Source organism: Pseudomonas sp. NPDC087358 (assembly GCF_044900785.1).
Classification (GTDB): domain Bacteria; phylum Pseudomonadota; class Gammaproteobacteria; order Pseudomonadales; family Pseudomonadaceae; genus Aquipseudomonas.
The window spans coordinates 81,891-98,679 of record NZ_JBJDOA010000001.1; the positions used below are offsets into that span (position 1 = coordinate 81,891).

General features: G+C 60.5%; 15 protein-coding genes and 2 pseudogenes. 3 read left to right on the forward strand and 14 right to left on the reverse strand.

Annotated elements, in window-relative coordinates; genetic code table 11:
* Position 1: 1 nt before the first annotated feature.
* From iolE to ACI2KS_RS00385, 3 genes are all read right to left on the reverse strand, one after another.
* A complete protein-coding gene (gene iolE, locus ACI2KS_RS00375) occupies positions 2 to 937 on the reverse strand; it encodes a myo-inosose-2 dehydratase (protein ID WP_404616426.1) in 936 nt (311 codons plus the stop codon).
* A 55-nt stretch (positions 938 to 992) separates the two neighbouring features.
* Positions 993 to 2,930 (reverse strand): 5-dehydro-2-deoxygluconokinase, encoded by a 1,938-nt coding sequence (gene iolC, locus ACI2KS_RS00380; RefSeq protein ID WP_404616427.1) that lies wholly within the window; start codon positions 2,928 to 2,930, stop codon positions 993 to 995.
* 105 nt (positions 2,931 to 3,035) lie between these two features.
* The gene (locus ACI2KS_RS00385; protein WP_404616428.1) at positions 3,036 to 3,260 is read right to left on the reverse strand and encodes a hypothetical protein; all 225 of its coding nucleotides are present in this window, start codon (positions 3,258 to 3,260) and stop codon (positions 3,036 to 3,038) included.
* An 85-nt stretch (positions 3,261 to 3,345) separates the two neighbouring features.
* On the opposite strand from ACI2KS_RS00385, the gene ACI2KS_RS00390 reads away from it, so the two are divergent.
* The 3 genes and pseudogenes from ACI2KS_RS00390 to ACI2KS_RS00400 all read left to right on the forward strand — a co-directional run.
* Positions 3,346 to 4,272: a MurR/RpiR family transcriptional regulator gene (locus tag ACI2KS_RS00390; RefSeq protein ID WP_404616429.1), complete on the forward strand. Its 927-nt coding sequence runs from the start codon at positions 3,346 to 3,348 to the stop codon at positions 4,270 to 4,272.
* 404 nt (positions 4,273 to 4,676) lie between these two features.
* Positions 4,677 to 5,360 (forward strand): annotated as a pseudogene (locus ACI2KS_RS00395) (PAS domain-containing protein); the annotation flags it as partial.
* A 105-nt stretch (positions 5,361 to 5,465) separates the two neighbouring features.
* Positions 5,466 to 5,897 (forward strand): annotated as a pseudogene (locus ACI2KS_RS00400) (methyl-accepting chemotaxis protein); the annotation flags it as partial.
* A 158-nt stretch (positions 5,898 to 6,055) separates the two neighbouring features.
* Here ACI2KS_RS00400 and ACI2KS_RS00405 read toward each other — a convergent pair.
* From ACI2KS_RS00405 to ACI2KS_RS00455, 11 genes are all read right to left on the reverse strand, one after another.
* Entirely contained in the window at positions 6,056 to 7,060 is a 1,005-nt protein-coding gene (locus ACI2KS_RS00405; RefSeq protein ID WP_404616430.1) for a lysylphosphatidylglycerol synthase domain-containing protein, read from the reverse strand.
* Complete coding sequence (gene clsB, locus ACI2KS_RS00410; RefSeq protein ID WP_404616431.1) at positions 7,057 to 8,307, reverse strand: cardiolipin synthase ClsB; 1,251 nt, start codon at positions 8,305 to 8,307, stop codon at positions 7,057 to 7,059. The genes ACI2KS_RS00405 and clsB overlap by 4 nt, the downstream gene beginning before the upstream one ends.
* A complete protein-coding gene (locus ACI2KS_RS00415; protein ID WP_404616432.1) occupies positions 8,304 to 9,098 on the reverse strand; it encodes an endonuclease/exonuclease/phosphatase family protein in 795 nt (264 codons plus the stop codon). Before ACI2KS_RS00415 ends, clsB begins: the two co-directional genes overlap by 4 nt.
* Entirely contained in the window at positions 9,095 to 10,012 is a 918-nt protein-coding gene (locus ACI2KS_RS00420) for a DUF72 domain-containing protein (protein ID WP_404616433.1), read from the reverse strand. Before ACI2KS_RS00420 ends, ACI2KS_RS00415 begins: the two co-directional genes overlap by 4 nt.
* Before the next feature lie 167 nt (positions 10,013 to 10,179).
* Positions 10,180 to 10,809, reverse strand: a complete 630-nt coding sequence (locus tag ACI2KS_RS00425) for a CGNR zinc finger domain-containing protein (RefSeq protein WP_404616434.1) — start codon at positions 10,807 to 10,809, stop codon at positions 10,180 to 10,182.
* Positions 10,810 to 10,927: 118 nt separating this feature from the next.
* Complete coding sequence (cysC, locus tag ACI2KS_RS00430) at positions 10,928 to 11,539, reverse strand: adenylyl-sulfate kinase (RefSeq protein WP_404616435.1); 612 nt, start codon at positions 11,537 to 11,539, stop codon at positions 10,928 to 10,930.
* Positions 11,540 to 11,560: 21 nt separating this feature from the next.
* Positions 11,561 to 12,343 (reverse strand): class I SAM-dependent methyltransferase, encoded by a 783-nt coding sequence (locus ACI2KS_RS00435; RefSeq protein WP_404616436.1) that lies wholly within the window; start codon positions 12,341 to 12,343, stop codon positions 11,561 to 11,563.
* Entirely contained in the window at positions 12,315 to 13,493 is a 1,179-nt protein-coding gene (locus ACI2KS_RS00440; RefSeq protein ID WP_404616437.1) for a hypothetical protein, read from the reverse strand. The genes ACI2KS_RS00435 and ACI2KS_RS00440 overlap by 29 nt, the downstream gene beginning before the upstream one ends.
* 38 nt (positions 13,494 to 13,531) lie before the next feature.
* Positions 13,532 to 14,263 (reverse strand): SDR family NAD(P)-dependent oxidoreductase, encoded by a 732-nt coding sequence (locus ACI2KS_RS00445; RefSeq protein ID WP_404616438.1) that lies wholly within the window; start codon positions 14,261 to 14,263, stop codon positions 13,532 to 13,534.
* Positions 14,260 to 14,997, reverse strand: coding sequence for a sulfotransferase family protein (locus ACI2KS_RS00450; protein WP_404616439.1), 738 nt, complete (start codon positions 14,995 to 14,997; stop codon positions 14,260 to 14,262). Before ACI2KS_RS00450 ends, ACI2KS_RS00445 begins: the two co-directional genes overlap by 4 nt.
* Positions 14,994 to 16,118 (reverse strand): transaldolase family protein, encoded by a 1,125-nt coding sequence (locus ACI2KS_RS00455; protein ID WP_404616440.1) that lies wholly within the window; start codon positions 16,116 to 16,118, stop codon positions 14,994 to 14,996. Before ACI2KS_RS00455 ends, ACI2KS_RS00450 begins: the two co-directional genes overlap by 4 nt.
* Positions 16,119 to 16,789: the final 671 nt, after the last annotated feature.

Here is a 16,789-nt window from a genome sequence, read left to right on the forward strand (position 1 = left end):
TTCACAGGCTCCTTCGGGCGGGCTGTTGCAGGGCAGTGCTCTGTTCTTGCGCAGCTGCCAGCAGGTTGCGCAGGGTTTCATAACCTTTCTTGGCGTAGGCATAGCTCGGTGCCACGGCCGGGTCTTGCTCGGCCTCGACCACCAGCCAGCCCTGGTAACCTGCGCTAATCAAGACTTCCAGCAACGCGGCGAAATCGATGTCGCCATCGCCCGGCACGGTGAAGGTGCCATTGACGATGCAATCGGGAAAGCTCCACAGGTTGTTGCGCGCCAGCTGCACCACCGCTTTGCGTACGTCCTTGAAGTGCACGTGGCAGACACGCTCGATGTGCTTGCGCAGCACCTGCAGCGGCTCGCCCCCGCCCATGTAGCAGTGGCCCGAATCGAACAGCAGACCGACTTCGCTGCCCGTACGCGCCATCAGCTGATCGATGTCCTCCGGCGACTCGACGTAAGCCCCCATATGGTGGTGATACGCCAGACGCACGCCCTGGGACAAGGTGAAACGCGCAAGCTCGGTGAGTTTGTCCGCGTACTCCTGCCATGCGCTGTCGCTGTGAAAACGCGGCCGCTCGACCAGACGAATGCGCTGGCCCTGAATCGAGTCGGCGACCTCGCCATACACCAGCACGTTGGCGCCGTTGTACTTGAGCAGCTCGACGTGGCTGGCAATGGCTTCGATCTCTTCGGCCACCGAGCGGCTGGCCAGACGGCTCGAATACCAACCCGAAACCAGCGCCAGATCGTAAGGCCGCAGGACATCGGCAACGCCCTTGGCGTCCTTGGGAAACTTGCCGTTGAGTTCGAAACCTTCGTAGCCGATTTCCTTGCCTTCGCTGAGCGCGGTGCTCAGTGGTGTTTCACCGCCCAACGCGGGCAGGTCGTCGTTGCTCCAGGAAATCGGGTTGATGCCAATTCGGATTGCGGAAGCGGGCATGGCTGCACCTTTATTGTTTTCTTCGCTTTGAATGTGTTTCACGTGTCTGGTTGCTTCAGCCCCGCGCTTCGCGCCAGGACTCGATCAGAAAGCCAAAGGTGCTCTGCACCCGGCTGATCAGCCCGGCATCGTCGATCTCACCTTGCAACCAGGCGCGGCTGGGCTCGTGAAAAATCGTGCGACCCACCGCGAAACCCCGGCAGCTGGTGCTTCTGGCGGCCTCGCGAAAACCGGCGGCAAGCTGTTCGGCCGGCGCATTAAGCCCCAGCAGAACCACGCCACGGCAGTACGGATCACGCTCCTGAATCAGCGCGTCCAGTTGCTCCCAGACCTGCGCCGGTTGCGATTCAATCTTCCACCAGGCGGGATAGATACCCAGGTTGTACAGGCGTTTGAGCGCCCGGTAGATCACATCCGGATGGGTCGAGGGGTGATCCTTGGGCGGGATGACCTCCAGCAACAATTCATGGCCGCTGGCCTGGGACGCCTGATACAGCCCCATCAGCTGCGCTTCCTGCTCCAGGCGCAGCATCGGTTCGTCATCGGGGTGGTACTGCACCAGACACTTGATGATCTGCTCCTTCGGCCAGGTCTGCAGATTGCTGCCGATGGAGCGCCCATGCTCGAACGCCAACGGCCGCGAGCCCTGCACTTCCACTGGCCGCGCGATCCACCAGCCACGGCCGGTGGCGGCGTTCAGCGAATCCTGACCGAAACGCTGATCGGCCAACAGCCCGACATCGGCTTCGATGCCGCGTTTTTTCAGGTCAGCCTCGACCCGCTGGACCGCCGTTATGAACAGCTGCTTGAGCTGACCGATACATGCCAGGTCACGACCGGCCTTCTGCGCAAGCTCCACCAGTTGCCCACGGTGGTCGAAGGCGAAAACGAACAGTTGCCGCCACTCCTTGCGCGGCACGCTGACCTGATGCAGACGTTGCAGCACCAGGTCCTGGTCGGGACGGGTGATCGGCACTGGACTGTTGAACAGGTATTCCAGCTCCACCAAGGTCGGCATCGCCGGAGCGCAGGCATGCCGTGAAACCACCAGGCCGCCGCAGGCATTGGCCAGCTGACAGCAGCGCTCGTCGCTCTCGTCGTTGAGCCAGCCTTTGAGAAAGCCAGACATGAACGCATCGCCCGCGCCCAGCACATTGAGGACTTCCACGCGCACGCCGGGATAAATCGCGCCATCTTCCAGGCGGGCAGGAATCGCTCCATGAATCACCGTGCAACCTTGTGGTCCCAGTTTGACCACCAGCGTCGCTGCGCTGAGCTCGCGCACCTTGCGCAACGCCGCCAGCAGATCGGTGCCGCCCCCGGCGATGAGGAATTCTTCTTCTGTGCCGACGATCAGATCGAAGCGCGGCAGAATGCGCTGCACGTGCTGGCTGACGTTCTGGTCGGCGACGAAACGGGTTTCGCCGTCAGCCTTGCCGGCCAGCCCCCAGAGCACCGGACGATAGTCGATGTCCAGTACGCACCTGACGTTGTGCTGCCGGGCGTAGTCCAGTGCCTGGCTGCTGGCCTTGAATACCGGGTCGGTGGAAAAGTGGGTACCGGTGATCAGCAGTGCCTTGCTTGAGGCAATCTGCGCCGGGTCGATGTCTTCGGCTTGCAGCGCCATGTCGGCGCAGTTCTCCCGGTAGAACACCAGCGGGAAACTTTCACGATCCTTGATGCCCAGCAGCACCATGCCGGTCAGGCGTTCGGCATCGACCTTGATCCCGCTGACATCGCAGCCTTCGCGGGCAAGAGACTCAACCAGAAAACGGCCCATCTGATCGTCGCCGACGCGGGTCAGCATGGCGGACTTGACGCCCAGCCGTGCGGTGCCGAATGCGATGTTGGCGGAGGACCCGCCCAGGTATTTGGCGAAACTGCTGACGTCTTCCAGGCGCGCCCCGATCTGCTGCGCGTAGAGATCAACGCCCAGACGTCCGAGACAAACCACGTCCAACGGACGTCCACTGGCGAAACGAGTCTGGCCCATGCCGGCTCCTCTTATTCTTATTAAGCCCTGGCTCAGACACGGCTGCCTGACGCCTGTTCGTGGATGCAGACTAGATCGGCACGAGACAAGGAGCAATGGTTTTTTCTAAATTTTTTTCATGTGGAATATTTTTTCCACTTTGCGCAAAGCCTGGCACTTCATGCTAAACAGGCAGGATATAAAGACGAAGCGCGTTAAACTGCGCGCCTGGCCGCCGCCGTAGTGAAGGGTCGACAGACCGTACCGGTAGCAGTCCGGCTTGCCGACGTTGGCGGCGCCCGACTCGCCACCGCCGGCGAGCCGGACTGCTACCGGGGCCAGGCGTTGCAACAGGTTGTTCGTTCAGATCGATGAGCGCGCGAAGTCGGCACCGGGCCCAGCGCGCCTTATAACAAAAGCCAGAGGATTCACGCGTATGCCCAGCACCGATCAGCCTACCTTGCCAGACAGCGGCGCCGAGGCTGCGTCTTCGCAAACCGTCGCTCCGGACAGCGCCGAGGCCCTGCTCAAGCTGATCACTGCCGAATACGAAAGCCTGCCGCGCCAGCTCAAGCGCATCGCCAGTTACATGAGCCAGCAGAGCGACCGGATCATGGTCGATCGCATCAGCGACATCGCCCGTGAATGCGAAGTCCATCCCTCGGCCATCGTGCGGTTTTCCCAGCGTTTCGGCTTCAGCGGGTTCAGCGAGATGCAGGCCCTGTTTCGCGAGGCCTACACCCACAAAGCCAGCCCGGTTCAGAACTACCAGCAGCGTATCCGCAGCATGATCGCCAACAAGTCGCAGAAAGCCAGCGGCGGTGACCTGGCGCGCGAGTGTGTGAACGCAACGCTCTCAGGCCTTGAGCGCCTGGCGCTGGAACTGGACGACGAAGCCTTCGACAAAGCCGTGGACCTGGTGGTCAACGCCGACAACATCTATGTGGTCGGCGTGCGTCGCTCGTTTGCAGTGGCCGATTACCTGGTCTACAACCTGCAGCACACCAACAAGCGCATCCACCTGATTTCCGGCCTTGGCGGCAGCTACCGCGAGCAGATGCGCAGCGTGCGCGCCAACGATCTGGTGATTGCCATCAGCTTCACTCCTTATGGCAAGGAAACCCAGCACTGCCTGCGTATTGCCCAGCATCATCAGGCCAAGACCCTGATCATCACCGACAGCAACCTGTCGCCGCTGGCCAAACGCGCCAACTCGGTGCTGTTGGTCAATGAGGGCAGTTCGTTCGCCTTCCGCTCGCTGAGTGCCACGCTGTGTCTGTGTCAGGCGCTGTTCATTGCCGTGGCGTATCGCCTGGAGTTGAAGGTCGACGAGATGTCGGAGCAGGTGGGCTTCGACGATTGATCTGGGGCTTATGTGCTCAGACTTGCCGCTTTTCACAAACAGCGCAATACCTGTCACAGCCGCTTGATGGCGAAGGCGGCGTATCAAACAACACTTCTGTAATTGCTCAGACAACCCGCCGCCAAGCCGGCGCGTTCAGAGGCGACGCACGGAAAAACCTGTACAAAACCGACGAGCTGTACAAGATATTTATAGCTTTTTGATATCACCTTTGTGATGATCTCTGCGCTGCAATAGGAAATTGCAGCCGAGCATTACCGCTCTTGAGGCCAGGGAACGGGAATTTCTGTCCACCTGCCTGAGCCGCCCTCATGTTTTTCGACTCGTCCAAGAACAAAGTCATTCAAGATCTGCAGTTGACCGTCGCCCATCAGGCCAGCCTGCTGGAAGCCATCAACCGCTCGATGGCCAGCATCGAGTTCGATCTCAATGGAGTCGTGCTCAGCGCCAACGACAACTTTTTCCAGGCCATGCGCTATCGCCCCGAGCAGGTGCTGGGCAAAGAGCACCGCATGTTCTGCACCGTCGACCACGCGCGCAGCGCCGACTACGCGCAGTTATGGTCGCGCCTGCGCAATGGCGAGTTCGTCGCGCAGACCTTCCAGCGCGTGGCCGGCGATGGCAGCACGGTGTGGCTGCAGGCCAGTTACAACCCCATCAGGAATGCCGACGGCAAAGTGGTGAAGATCGTCAAATATGCGATGGACGTGACGCACAAGGTTCACGCCGAAAACGAAACCCGCAACAAGCTGCAAGCCATAGACCGCGCCATGGCGGTGATCGAATTCGATCTCGATGGCCGCATCATCGCCGCCAACGACAACCTGCTGCGCTTGATGGGCTACAGCCGTCAGGAGCTGCTGGGCAAGAATCACAAGCTGCTGTGCCCGGCGGAGCTGGCCAACGGCTCGGAATACCAGGACTTCTGGCGCCGGCTGAACAAGGGCGAGTTCTTCGGCGGCCAGTTCAAGCGCGTCGGCAAGCATGGCCAGACACTCTGGCTGGAGGCCTCCTACAACCCGGTCTACGACGCCGACGGCAAGCTGTGCAAAGTGGTGAAATACGCCTCCGACGTCACCGCGCGCATCGAGCAACACGAGCAGGACTCACACAGTGCCGCCCAGGCTTATCACATCTCGGTGCAGACTCAGAAGGTGGCCGAGCGAGGTACGCTGGTGATCCAGCAGGCGGCGACGGAAATGCGTGAGATCTCGCGCAACATCGAGGATTCGTCGCGCATCATCGGCCAGTTGGGTGAACGCTCGGAACAGATCACCGCCATCGTCAACACCATCCACAGCATCGCCGACCAGACCAACCTGCTGGCCCTCAACGCCGCCATCGAAGCAGCGCGTGCCGGTGACCAGGGGCGCGGATTCGCCGTGGTCGCCGATGAAGTGCGGCAGCTGGCCGGGCGCACCAGCCGCTCGACCCAGGAAATTTCCGAGATGATCCAGCTGATCCAGACCGAAACCCGGCAGGCGATCGTCAGCATGGACAACACCCGCACCAACGCCGCCAAAGGCGTGGATCTTGCCGACCAGGCAGGCTCGGCGATCGTGCAGATCAGCAGCGGCACCCATGAGGCCGTCGAAGCCGTGCGGATGTTCGCCGCCAAGGATTGAGGGCCGCGCCGATCAGCCGCGTTCAACCCGGTCCACTGTAGGAGCCGGCTTGCTGGCGAAAGCGCCAGGGCAGTCGACATCGATGCTACCTGGCCCACCGCGTTCGCCAGCAAGCCCACGCCTACAGGGTTCAGAAGTTTCGTCAGCGGGCGATTGACTCAGCCCAGACGCGCCTCATTCTTGCTGCGCATGGCCTTGGCGCGTTTTTCCAGGACCAGGTACACCACCACCGCCAGCAGCAACGGGATGAGGAAGTAGATCACCCGGTAGCCGATCAACGCCGCCAGCAACTGGCCCTTGCTGAACTGGTGCTGCATCAGCGTAATGAACACGGTTTCCAGCACCCCCAGTCCGGCGGGAATATGGGCAATGACCCCGGCGATACTGCTGATCAGCAAGATCCCCAGCACCGCCGGATAAAAGGCTTTTTCCGGCAGCAGTACGAAGATCAGCAGCGCCATCAGGCCCCAGTTCAATGCCCCGAGACACGCCTGGCGCAAGGCTTGATTAAGCGACGGCAGGACCAGTTGCTGCTTGCGAATGGTCCAGGTCCGCCGCCGGGAAAAGCGACACGCCAGAAAGTAGCTAAAGCACACCGCCAGCAGTACAAAGCCAATCAGTTGCAGGGTGGTGTCGCCGATCTTCCAGCCGTCGGGCAAATCGATGAAACGACCGGCGAAGACAAATCCGGCCAGCAACATATACCCCAGCCAGTTGGTGATCAGGCTCAGGCTCAGAATCCGGGTGATGGTCGGCACGTCCAGCCCCAGCCGTGAATACAGCCGATAACGCAAAGCGATGCCACCGACCCATGAACTGAGGTTGAGGTTGAACGCGTAACAGACGAAGGTCACCGGCACGATCTGCGCCACGGACAACTTGTGTTCGGTATACCTGCGCGCCAGCACGTCGAATCCGCAGTAGGTCAGATAGCTGGCCAGCGCAATCACGAAGCCCAGCGCCAGGGTGCTCAGCTTGTACGATTCCAGTGCGTGACTGACCTCGTTCCAGTCCAGATTCTTCATCACCGTGAACAGCAACACCGGCACGGCGATGAAGAAAAACAGGGTGAAGCCACGCTTGGCCCATTTCAGCCAGGCGCCGTGTTTGCTGGCGTTCGACGGCTTGTCCTGGCTGGCAGACGTTTGCGATACCCCGCTCATAGCGACTTCTCCTGGTCAGGCGACAACTCATGCTTGAGGACTTCAGCTTCGGGAACCGCGTCCGGCGCGCGCACCGGCTTCAGGCGCGGCCCATGCACCGGAAACAGTCCGGCGATTGCCGGAAAATGGCGCAGGAAGTGAAAACTGAGAAAGATCATCGGCGCCCGCCACCACTGCCCCTTCGCCAGCCCCTTGAGGTTGACCTGCTTGCTGTGGGCGGCCGCCAGTTCCTGTAAATGTTCGTGAAGCTGCTGATTGAGGGCATGGTCCCGAATGAACAGATTGGCCTCCAGGTTCAACGCCAGGCTCAACGGGTCCAGGTTGCTCGAACCCACGGTGGACCATTCATGGTCGATCAGCGCGACCTTGCCATGCAGTGCTCGCTGTTTGTATTCGTGAATCACTACCCCTTCGCGCAACAACCAGGTGTAGGTCAGGCGAGAACACACGCGCACGAACGGCATGTCAGGCTGACCTTGCAGGATCAGCGTGACCTTCACCCCGCGGCGGGCAGCGTTGCGCAGTTCGCGCAGAAAACGATAGCTGGGGAAGAAATAGGCGTTGGCGATGGTAATGCGCTGAGTCGCGTTGCGCATGGCCAGCAAGTACTGTTCTTCGATGTCGGTGGTGTGACGGCGGTTGTCGCGCTCGGCCAGCAGCATGCGGGCGCTGCCGGCTTGACGGGTGGCCACCTTGAGCGGGGTGAACCTCTCGCGCAGCGCAGGCCCGAGCATGTTCAGCGTCGAGCGGTAGATGTCAGCGACAATCGGCCCGCGCACCAGCACTGCATAGTCCTGCTTGGCGGTGATGCCGGTATCGGCCATGTGGTCGACGCTGTAATTGATGCCGCCCATGAAGGCCAGTTCGGCATCGATCACCACCACCTTGCGATGCAGGCGACGAAACAGGTTGGTGCGCATGCCCATGAGCTTGGGGCGCGGGTCGAACAGCTGGATCTGCACGCCGACTTCGAGCATTTGCGCGATGAACGCCGTGCTCAGATCGCTGGTGCCGTAGTCATCGACCGTGATCACCACGCGCACGCCGCGGCTGGCAGCTTCGATCACGGCTTGTTGCAGGCCCTCGCCCACCCGGTCCTCGAAGATGATGAAGGTCTCGATCAAGACCTCATGGCGTGCCTCACGGATACGCTCGAAGACCTTGCTGAAAAAGTCCTCGCCATTGATCAGCAACTCCACCGAATTACCGTCCTGCCAGATGCCGCATTGATCGCTGAACGCCTTCATAGGGTGACCTCCACCGCCAACGGCGCATGATCGGAAAGGTGCGACCAGGGCCGGTTGGACAGCACCCTGGGTGCGCCGATTTTCACGTTACGCACGTAAATACGGTCCAGGCGCAGCAACGGCAGACGCGCCGGGAAGCTCTTCGCCGGGCGGCCGAAGGATTCGACGAACACCTCGCGCAATCCTGCCGGTGCCAGTAACCCATCGGCCTTTTGCCGCCAATCGTTGAAGTCACCGGCGATGATCACCGGCGCCTGCGGCGGCAGCCGGCCCACCAGACCGGCCAATAACGACAACTGCTGCTGGCGATGCATTTCCTTGAGTCCCAGGTGCACACAGATGGCGTGAACCTCACCGAACCCCGGCACCTGCAGGACGCAGTGCAACAGCCCGCGTTGCTCGGTGCCAAGGATCGAAATGTCGAGGTTTTCGTGACGCACGATCGGATACTTCGACAGCAGTGCGTTGCCATGATGGCCGTGGGGATACACCGCATTGCGCCCGTAGGCGAAGTCCTTCCACATGCTGTCGGCGAGAAACTCATATTGCGAGGTGGTCGGCCAGTTCTTGACGTTCTGCGCATGGTTCTGATGCTCGCCGTGGACCTCCTGCAAGAACACCACGTCCGCCGAGACACTGCGCACCGCGTCGCGCAACTCGGGCAGGATGAAACGCCGATTGAAAATGCCGAAGCCCATGTGCATGTTCATGGTCAATACATTGAGCGTGATCGCAGCCGATGCACGCTGGCGTTGGCTGGCAATGTCCTCGGGAATAAGGGCGCTGGTCAAAAGCTCACTCCTTGCAGATCGCCGGGGGCCACTTCCAGGTCATCGGCCAGCTCGAAACGTTCGAGCAGCTTGCGGGCGTCATAGGGCGCGTGGACCTTGATGTCGTTGTCGAAATAGCAGTAAACGTCTCGAGACTTGCGCGGCCTGGGGGGTTTGGCGCCGGTCAGGTGCGCATCCTTGGGTTGGGTGCCCTGGCGCCACAGGTCGATGCGGTCCCCCCAGCGTTTGAGTGCCGCAGGCGTATAGCCGCTGGCGTACAACTCTTCGGCACCGTGCAGTCGCAGATAGACAAAGTCTGCGCTGAGGTCTTCCAGATACGGCCATTTGCCTGCCGTGTCGGCGACCACCAGCGCGACTTTGTATTTGCGCAGCAGTGCGACGAATTCCGGGACGGCGAAGCTCTCGTGGCGAATTTCCACGGCATGCCGCAACCGGAGCCTGGCCGGGATATCCAGGTAGCCCGGCTTTTCCAGACGCGCAGCGCACTGTTTGGCGCAGGCCTTGGCGGCTTTTCCGTCATGCGGCAGCAACTGCAGAAACGCCTCGAACTTCTCGGGGTTGAATTTGAAATTCGGCGGAAACTGCCAGAGGATCGGCCCCAGCTTGTCCCTGAGCTTGAACACGCCGGAGGCAAAGAAGTTGGCCAGCGGTTCGGCCACATCGTTCAAGCGTTTGATATGGGTGATGTAGCGCGGCCCCTTGACGCTGAAGACAAAGTCCTTGGGTGTGTCGGCATACCACCGAGCGTAGAGATCCGGCGACTGCAGAGAGTAGAACGAGCCATTGATCTCAATGCTGTTCACCGCTCTGGAGGCGAATTTCAATTCGTTTTTCTGGGCCAGACCTTTCGGGTAGAAATCACCGCGCCACGGCACATAGCGCCAGCCCGAGATGCCGATACGGATATCGCTCATGCAAGTGCTCTCTGTGCTTGCCGTCACGACCGGTGTCGTGACAGCCCTGAACAAGAGATATGAAGCTTGAGAGCGAGGCAGGTTCCCTGGTTTTTTGCCGACAGTTACCAGGCGTTGTCAGGTGGATTTCTTTCAGCGCCACGCAGGCGGGAACCACAGCGCGAGCGTCAGAATTGCGCCACGGCGCGCTTGGCCTTTTCACGGGCACCGCAGACGTTCATCTGGCACCAGCGACGTCGGCCGTTCTTCGAAGTGTCGATGAACAGCCAGTCGCAGTCTGGGGTATCACAGGCCTTCAGGCGGCCGAGATCGACAGAGGTGAGCAGCGCCGAGGCCTGAACCGCCAGGCGTGCGATGAAACCGGCGGTCATGGCTTGCAGCGTCTGGCATGGGCGCCAGCACCAGATCACGCCAAAGGGCGTCGGCACCAGCACGCGTTGATCAGCGGTGCTGGCCAGCAGCTGATTGAGTGCATCGAGCTGTGCGGCATCCACCGGATCGCCCAGCGCCAATGGCAAAAACAAGCGGTACAGAGACTCACGAAAGCCGATCAACTCGTTGAATGCACTCACCGTGTGCCACGAAGCACCGCGCACCAGTTGTACGAGCTGCTCATGCTCGTGCGCCTCGATCAAACCGGCATGCAGGAACCAGTGCACGATGTCTTCAAGGTTCGACAATTTGTCGAGCACCTCGTGCACCGCCGTGCCGGGGCGGCGACCGTCGCAGGTGTTCAGGTAATCGAGCACCCCCATGCCACCGACCAAGCGGATCGAATTGATTTTAATCTGACCCAAAGACATTGCACCCCCAAGACATCAAAGCAAAAGCTCAATGATGGCAGAGATGGGCGAATTCGCCGGACTTTCAGACAGCCGCGAATGATCGGCTAGAACCCGTCCGGTTCAGCCGTGGCTACAGGCCTCTGAACTGCCGCAGCCAGTGGTCGATCATCTGCGCGGCAGCACACGCACTGACCTGATCGTTGTGAATATGCAACTCGGGACAGACTGGGGGTTCATACGGCGAATCCACCCCGGTGAACCCGCAGATTTCACCCTGTCTGGCCCGGCGGTACAGGCCCTTGGGGTCCCGGGCTTCGGCCACCGCCAGCGGCACGTCGACGAACACTTCGACAAAACGCTCGATGCCGATGATCGAGCGGGCGTGGTGCCGCGCAGCGCGGGTCGGTGAAATCAATGCCACCAGCACGGTCAGCCCGGCATCGGCCATCAACGCGGCGACCTGCGCTACGCGTCGCACGTTTTCCTCCCGGTCAGCGGCCGAAAACCCCAGATCCCGGCACAGACCGGTACGCAGTGAATCACCGTCAAGGATACAAGTCCTCAGCCCGCGTTCCCCCAGGAGCGGGTTGAGGCTGTCGACGATGGTCGACTTGCCCGCAGCGGAGAGCCCGGTCAGCCACACCACCTGAGGGGCCGGCTGCTCCTGAGGCAGTGCGGTGGGACTGAAGGGATGGGCAAACAGGTTGTCGTGCCCCGCCTGGGGCTGCCTTTGGAGGTTCATTGAAAGCTCTTCCTTGAGTCGTCAGGCCTGGGCCTGGTGAATGATGAAGTCAGCGCGCAGCGGGTCATAGACGCTTTTGAAGTCGCCAAAGCTTTTTTGCGCCACGAACCCTGCCGACTCCATCTCGCCGCGAAGCTTGCCCGGCAGCACGGGGAATACCCGCAAACGGTAGCGGGCACCGTCGGCGAAGGTGTAAACGAATTCGCAGAGTGAATCGTTCAGCTCGCCCAGCGTCACGCTGGCGGTCTTGCCACAGTAGTAATAGCGCCCGGACGATGAGAAGTTGCCATGCAGGATCGCTTGAAAATTGCGCTGGTCAAGCAGCAACAGGCCGCCTGGCCTGAGCAGGCTGCGAAACCGTTTCAACACCTCGATGCGCTCCCGCTCATCGAAGACGTGACACAGCGAACTGCCCAGGCACAGCACTGCGTCAAAGGTGCCCAGTTGCCGCGGATCGAGGTCGCGCCAGTCACGACACACCACCGGAATGTCCAGGCCGCGGATGGCGAAGTTGGCCTTGGCCCGCGTCACCATGGTCGGGCTGCCATCGCAGGCCGTCACATTAAAACCGGCCTTGCGCAGCTGCACGGCATGAAACCCGCTGCCGGTGGCCGCGTCGAACAGACGGCAAACGCCGGCTCGCAATAACAGGTCAGTGAAAAACTGCCCCTCTCCCGCCGCGCGCTTGTCCCAGTCGATCAGCTCATCCCAGCGGCTGACAAAATCGTTGCAGTACTGGGCGGCGTAATCCTGATCGGCAGGATCAGGGCTTATTTCAGGCGAACAGACGCTGTTCAAGGCCATGGTCGCAGGCTCCGTGCAGGTGAGTAGAACGGGTAAATTCCTGATATTTGCGCCCCAGTTCCAGGGCATGCCCGGCGGCGTCCTGAACCCTCATTGCGGACATCGAAAAGCCCAGCAAGCGCTGCATGACGTTCATCTGTGGGCGCCCGAAAACCACGGTACCGTCGGCCAGAATCGCCTCGATGCCGTCCTGGCACTGGCCCTTCTCGTTAAGGTCAATGGCGACTTCGCGCTTTACGCTGTAGGGCAGGTCCAGCAGCACCTTGCCCATCCCCACCTTGACCGGATAGCCGCCCGGCAGGCCATGGGGCCCCGGGGCATGCACGTGAACCTCCGTATCGGCGTACAGGTTCTCGATCACCGTGACAGCCGACATGGCCGTCAGGTACTGACCGTCCATGCCACCCTTGCGCCGGAACTCGGTGGCAACGCCGGCGAAGATCTTTTCATCGAGGAACTCACCGGTGAGTTCCTGGCCATTGACCCAATAGGTCAGGTTATGCAGCTCTTGCAACGGCGGCAGCCCCTCGCGCGGCACGTAGTGACTGAAATAATGCTGTCCGATCAGCTTGACCCGCACCTGCAGCGGCTCGCAGCGCGCCAGGCGGGCGATGGCGCAGCGGGTTGCCGGAATCAGGTTGGCGACATTGCCGACCCCGACATCCGGCGCCATGCCGACCTTGTACAGCACGGCATTCACGGCATCGGGAAAGGCGGCGTTGACCACCAGGGATTTCGGACAGGACTGTAAGACGGCCCGCATGAGGGCATAGGCCGGCGCCAGATGCATGGGCAGCCAGGGCCCCAACTGCGCCTGGTCCAGGGCGTCGAATTTGGCTTTCGGCAGCTGGGTGATGACCCGCCAGGACTGCAGCGAGGCGCAGTTGACGATAATGTCCGGCTTGATCCGTGCCAGCGTCTGCGCGTTGCGCTCGATCGCCGCCTCGGTCAGGTCCATTTCCCAGGGCTGGACCTGTGCAGCGACATCCTGCTGCAACGCGGCCAGGCGGACCAGGTTGCACAGGCGCGTGGTTTGCTCCAGATCGCGACTGGCGACATGAAATTCGAACCGGTTGCGCGGCACCAGAATCTGCAGAATCTGCAGGCAAAGATTGCCGCCGCCAACGATAAGCAGTTTTCTACGTTGCATCAGCTTGTCTCCTGAAAAGTATCTGTACAGCCCGCCAACTAGCGCGGATAGGCGCCGTTATCGACAGCAATGACCTTTCCGGTCAGGTGGCGGCTCTGGTCCGAGAGCAGGAATATGATCACGCCGGCGACGCCCTCAGGCTCGATGGGTTCCTTGAGCACTTCCTGGCGTTCGTATTCCTGGCGCCGATACTCGGGAATGCGGTCGTGAATGGAGGTGTTTCGAACCAGCGCCGGCGAAACCGCGTTGACCCGCACCCGTGGCGCGAAATTCCAGGCGTTGGCCTTGGTCAGGCCGATCACCCCCGCCTTGGTGGCGCCATACAGGGCGTCCATGCTGCCGACCTCTCCGGCCACCGACGTGACGTTGATGATGCTGCGCGGCTGCGGCGCATGGGGCTCTCGCAAGGCGAAGTCCTTGGACAGATAGATCAGCGACTTGAGGTTCACGGCCCACATCTCGTCCATCTCGCGATCGCTGTACTGGTAGACGCTCTTGCCGTGATACAGGCCTGCGTTATTGATCAGCCCATGCAGGGAGCGGTGTTTGTGCACCTCGTACAGATCGCCGATGAAGGATCGATAGACGTGCGCTTGCGAGAAGTCCGCCGGATGGGTTTCCAGTTGGTGCACCGGCAGATTCTTCTGCAGATCCTTCAGGCCATCTGTGTCCTTGTCCGCTGCGATGACGTAAAACCCGGCCTCCACACAAGCGATCGTGGTGGCTTTGCCGATGCCGTTGGCAGCGCCTGTGATGACGATCTTTTTCATGAATGCTCCTGCTGGACGAATTGATTCATGCGCTCGTAGAACGGTCGATGGGCCTGGTAATAGGCCATCAGATGAGGGTGCGCGGTGAGCTGCTGCTCATCGAAGTCGGCGGACGCGGGGAGGATCCGCGTGCTCAACTCCGCCTCCGTGTGCCAGCTGCGCCAGGCCTGCCATTGCACTGGGCAAGACGCCTCCCAGCTCAACGCCTGGGGTAGAAACTCCAGCTGCAGGTGATCACAAAGCCTGCGCAGCGTCTGCTGCGGACGATTGGCCAGGTCATCGCCGTTGATCACATGGGGGGTCTTGCCGGTGAGCCGGGTGACCAGGCAGAAAATCTCGTACATGGCCTTGTGGCCGATCGCCTGCAACGGCATCTGCGCGAACATTGCGTGATGCGAGACGATGGCCCGCGCCGGCTCGCGAATGATGAACACATTCTGCTGCTCGAGCAGAAACTCAGGATCGGCCTTCAACTCATCGAGGCAGTGGTAACACATGTCCTTGTGGAACACCGAGCGCGTCTGGCGAGCGTCGCGCAGCAGCGCCTTGACGCCCTCGTAGGTCCGCGGCAGGCCACAATCCAGATTGTCGTGAGGAATCGCCGACTGTTCATCGAATGCCATGTGCGCGAAGGGTTCGTGGAAAACCTCGAAGTCTCCGCGCTCGATGAACACCCGTTCCAGCACCGTCGAGCGCGAGCGAGGATGGGCCCAGAGGGCAATCATGCGGTTCATGACCAATGCTCCATCGGCGCATCACTGGCCGGGGGTATCACCGGCCTGGCGGCTCCATCGCCTGTCTGCTGGACAAAGGCGGACAAACGCTGCGTCCCTTCGCGGGCGTCATTGCTGGCGGTAATGAAAGCCGGCTGCGAAGCGAAATCGGCCGGTGCCAGATCACCCTCGAAGTACGCCTGATTGAAATACGGTATGGCCATCAGCCTGTTCAGCACCCGCTTGGGCACTTGTACCCAGCCGTTGGCGGGAACCACCGGCCGCCCCTGCTGCTGGCTGCGAATCAGGAATTCGATGATCTGCGGCGTCAATGTGTACAAGGTGCAGTCGGCGCCGGTGCGCTGCAGATGCCAGCAGTGCTCGCGGCCCTGTACATCGGTATCGATCTTCAGGCTGCACAAGAGCAGACGAGCCGGCGTTGGTCGGCGCCGCAGCAAGGCCTGGATCGCCTGATAGACCAGGATCTCCGCCCAACGTCGGTCAGCCGCGGTCAGGCATAAGCGGCGCTGCGAGGCCTGCCGCGCAAACTCTTCCTGTGCGCCCAGACGGCCGATCATGAAACTGATGACATAACGCGCCCGTTCGGTGCTCACGCCCTGAAGTTGCGCGCGCAAACGCCCGTCATGGATGGCTTTGAGACAAGCCGCCGCTTGAGAAACGCTGAAGCAGAAGGTGTTATTGATCGAGCATCCCTTGGCCACCAGCTGCTCGATGGCCCGATACCCTTGTTCGCTGCCGGGCACCTTGATCATGACGTTGGGCGCCAGCCTGGCCAGTTGCAGCCCGCGGGCCACCAGCGCCCGTTCGTCCATGTCCTCGCCACCCTCGATCTGTGCCGACAGCCAGCCGAGCGTGCGCCGCGAAGAGATCCACAGCGGGTGAAGCTGCCGGGCGCCCTCGACAATCACCTGATCGTACAGGCGCCGCGCCCGCTCGGCTTCTGTCAGGCGGCCCGAAAGGGAAGTTAAATAGTCAGACCATTGATGTGGACTTTCCAATACAGCCTGCGCAACTAACCTAGGGTTGGTAGTTGCACCGCTCATCCCGACCTGGCTTTGCGAAAAGTTATCAGGCAGCAGCGCCTCGATAAACTCGAACAGCTGCGGGTACTTGCTGATCATGTGACTTTTGAAACGCGCAAAGGCTGTCGGGGAAGAATCCCACCAAACCTCGGAGTCCATGTTTTTCTGTTTTAGCGAGCGAGTGAAGCCGGGGACGTCCATATGTAGAGTCCTGTGAGCAGAGTTTCATCCGATTAAAACGAAGGTCCCGGTGAAGCCGAGCAAAATGCCAGTCGGTTCAGACTGATAGCCAGAAGCTTGAGCCGTCCGCCGTAAAGATGGATCCAATCGAATTGCCTGTCAAACTCATTTTGATGGTTTGGTAATCACGATTGGTTATATGCGAATTATTTTTATAACCTTAAATACTTATCTTAAATCGCTCCTCGGTCGAATATATTCAAATGAGGGAAGCATAACTATCTCTGTCCGAATGCGGATATAGGACAACTGACGATAATGTGAAAAGTTAACACCCTCCAACATTTATACAGCAATTATTCAAACTACTCAGGAGACTTACGACAACTTATAACATATGAATATTGTCGGACAAGAATTGCCCGACAAGTTAATAAGTGTCTGTCGCAGGAGTTTCAGCCAGAGGCGAGCCGATACCTGACGGCACGCAAATTGAATATCGACGTTGAGATTTTCCCGGACCTGCGCTAATTATCCGTGTTCATAATGCCAAGCCTGTGCAAACGAGGCGACGAAACCAAGACCGAGGA

Excerpts from the sequence above, each read along its gene's own strand:
- ACI2KS_RS00440 (WP_404616437.1), bottom strand. The coding sequence starts at position 13,493 with ATGCAACGTAGAAAACTGCTTATCGTTGGCGGCGGCAATCTTTGCCTG.
- ACI2KS_RS00455 (WP_404616440.1), bottom strand. The coding sequence starts at position 16,118 with ATGATCAGCAAGTACCCGCAGCTGTTCGAGTTTATCGAGGCGCTGCTG.
- ACI2KS_RS00450 (WP_404616439.1), bottom strand. The coding sequence starts at position 14,997 with ATGAACCGCATGATTGCCCTCTGGGCCCATCCTCGCTCGCGCTCGACG.
- ACI2KS_RS00445 (WP_404616438.1), bottom strand. The coding sequence starts at position 14,263 with ATGAAAAAGATCGTCATCACAGGCGCTGCCAACGGCATCGGCAAAGCC.
- ACI2KS_RS00420 (WP_404616433.1), bottom strand. The coding sequence starts at position 10,012 with ATGAGCGATATCCGTATCGGCATCTCGGGCTGGCGCTATGTGCCGTGG.
- ACI2KS_RS00390 (WP_404616429.1), top strand. The coding sequence starts at position 3,346 with ATGCCCAGCACCGATCAGCCTACCTTGCCAGACAGCGGCGCCGAGGCT.
- clsB (WP_404616431.1), bottom strand. The coding sequence starts at position 8,307 with ATGAAGGCGTTCAGCGATCAATGCGGCATCTGGCAGGACGGTAATTCG.
- ACI2KS_RS00435 (WP_404616436.1), bottom strand. The coding sequence starts at position 12,343 with ATGGCCTTGAACAGCGTCTGTTCGCCTGAAATAAGCCCTGATCCTGCC.
- ACI2KS_RS00405 (WP_404616430.1), bottom strand. The coding sequence starts at position 7,060 with ATGAGCGGGGTATCGCAAACGTCTGCCAGCCAGGACAAGCCGTCGAAC.
- iolE (WP_404616426.1), bottom strand. The coding sequence starts at position 937 with ATGCCCGCTTCCGCAATCCGAATTGGCATCAACCCGATTTCCTGGAGC.
- iolC (WP_404616427.1), bottom strand. The coding sequence starts at position 2,930 with ATGGGCCAGACTCGTTTCGCCAGTGGACGTCCGTTGGACGTGGTTTGT.
- cysC (WP_404616435.1), bottom strand. The coding sequence starts at position 11,539 with ATGAACCTCCAAAGGCAGCCCCAGGCGGGGCACGACAACCTGTTTGCC.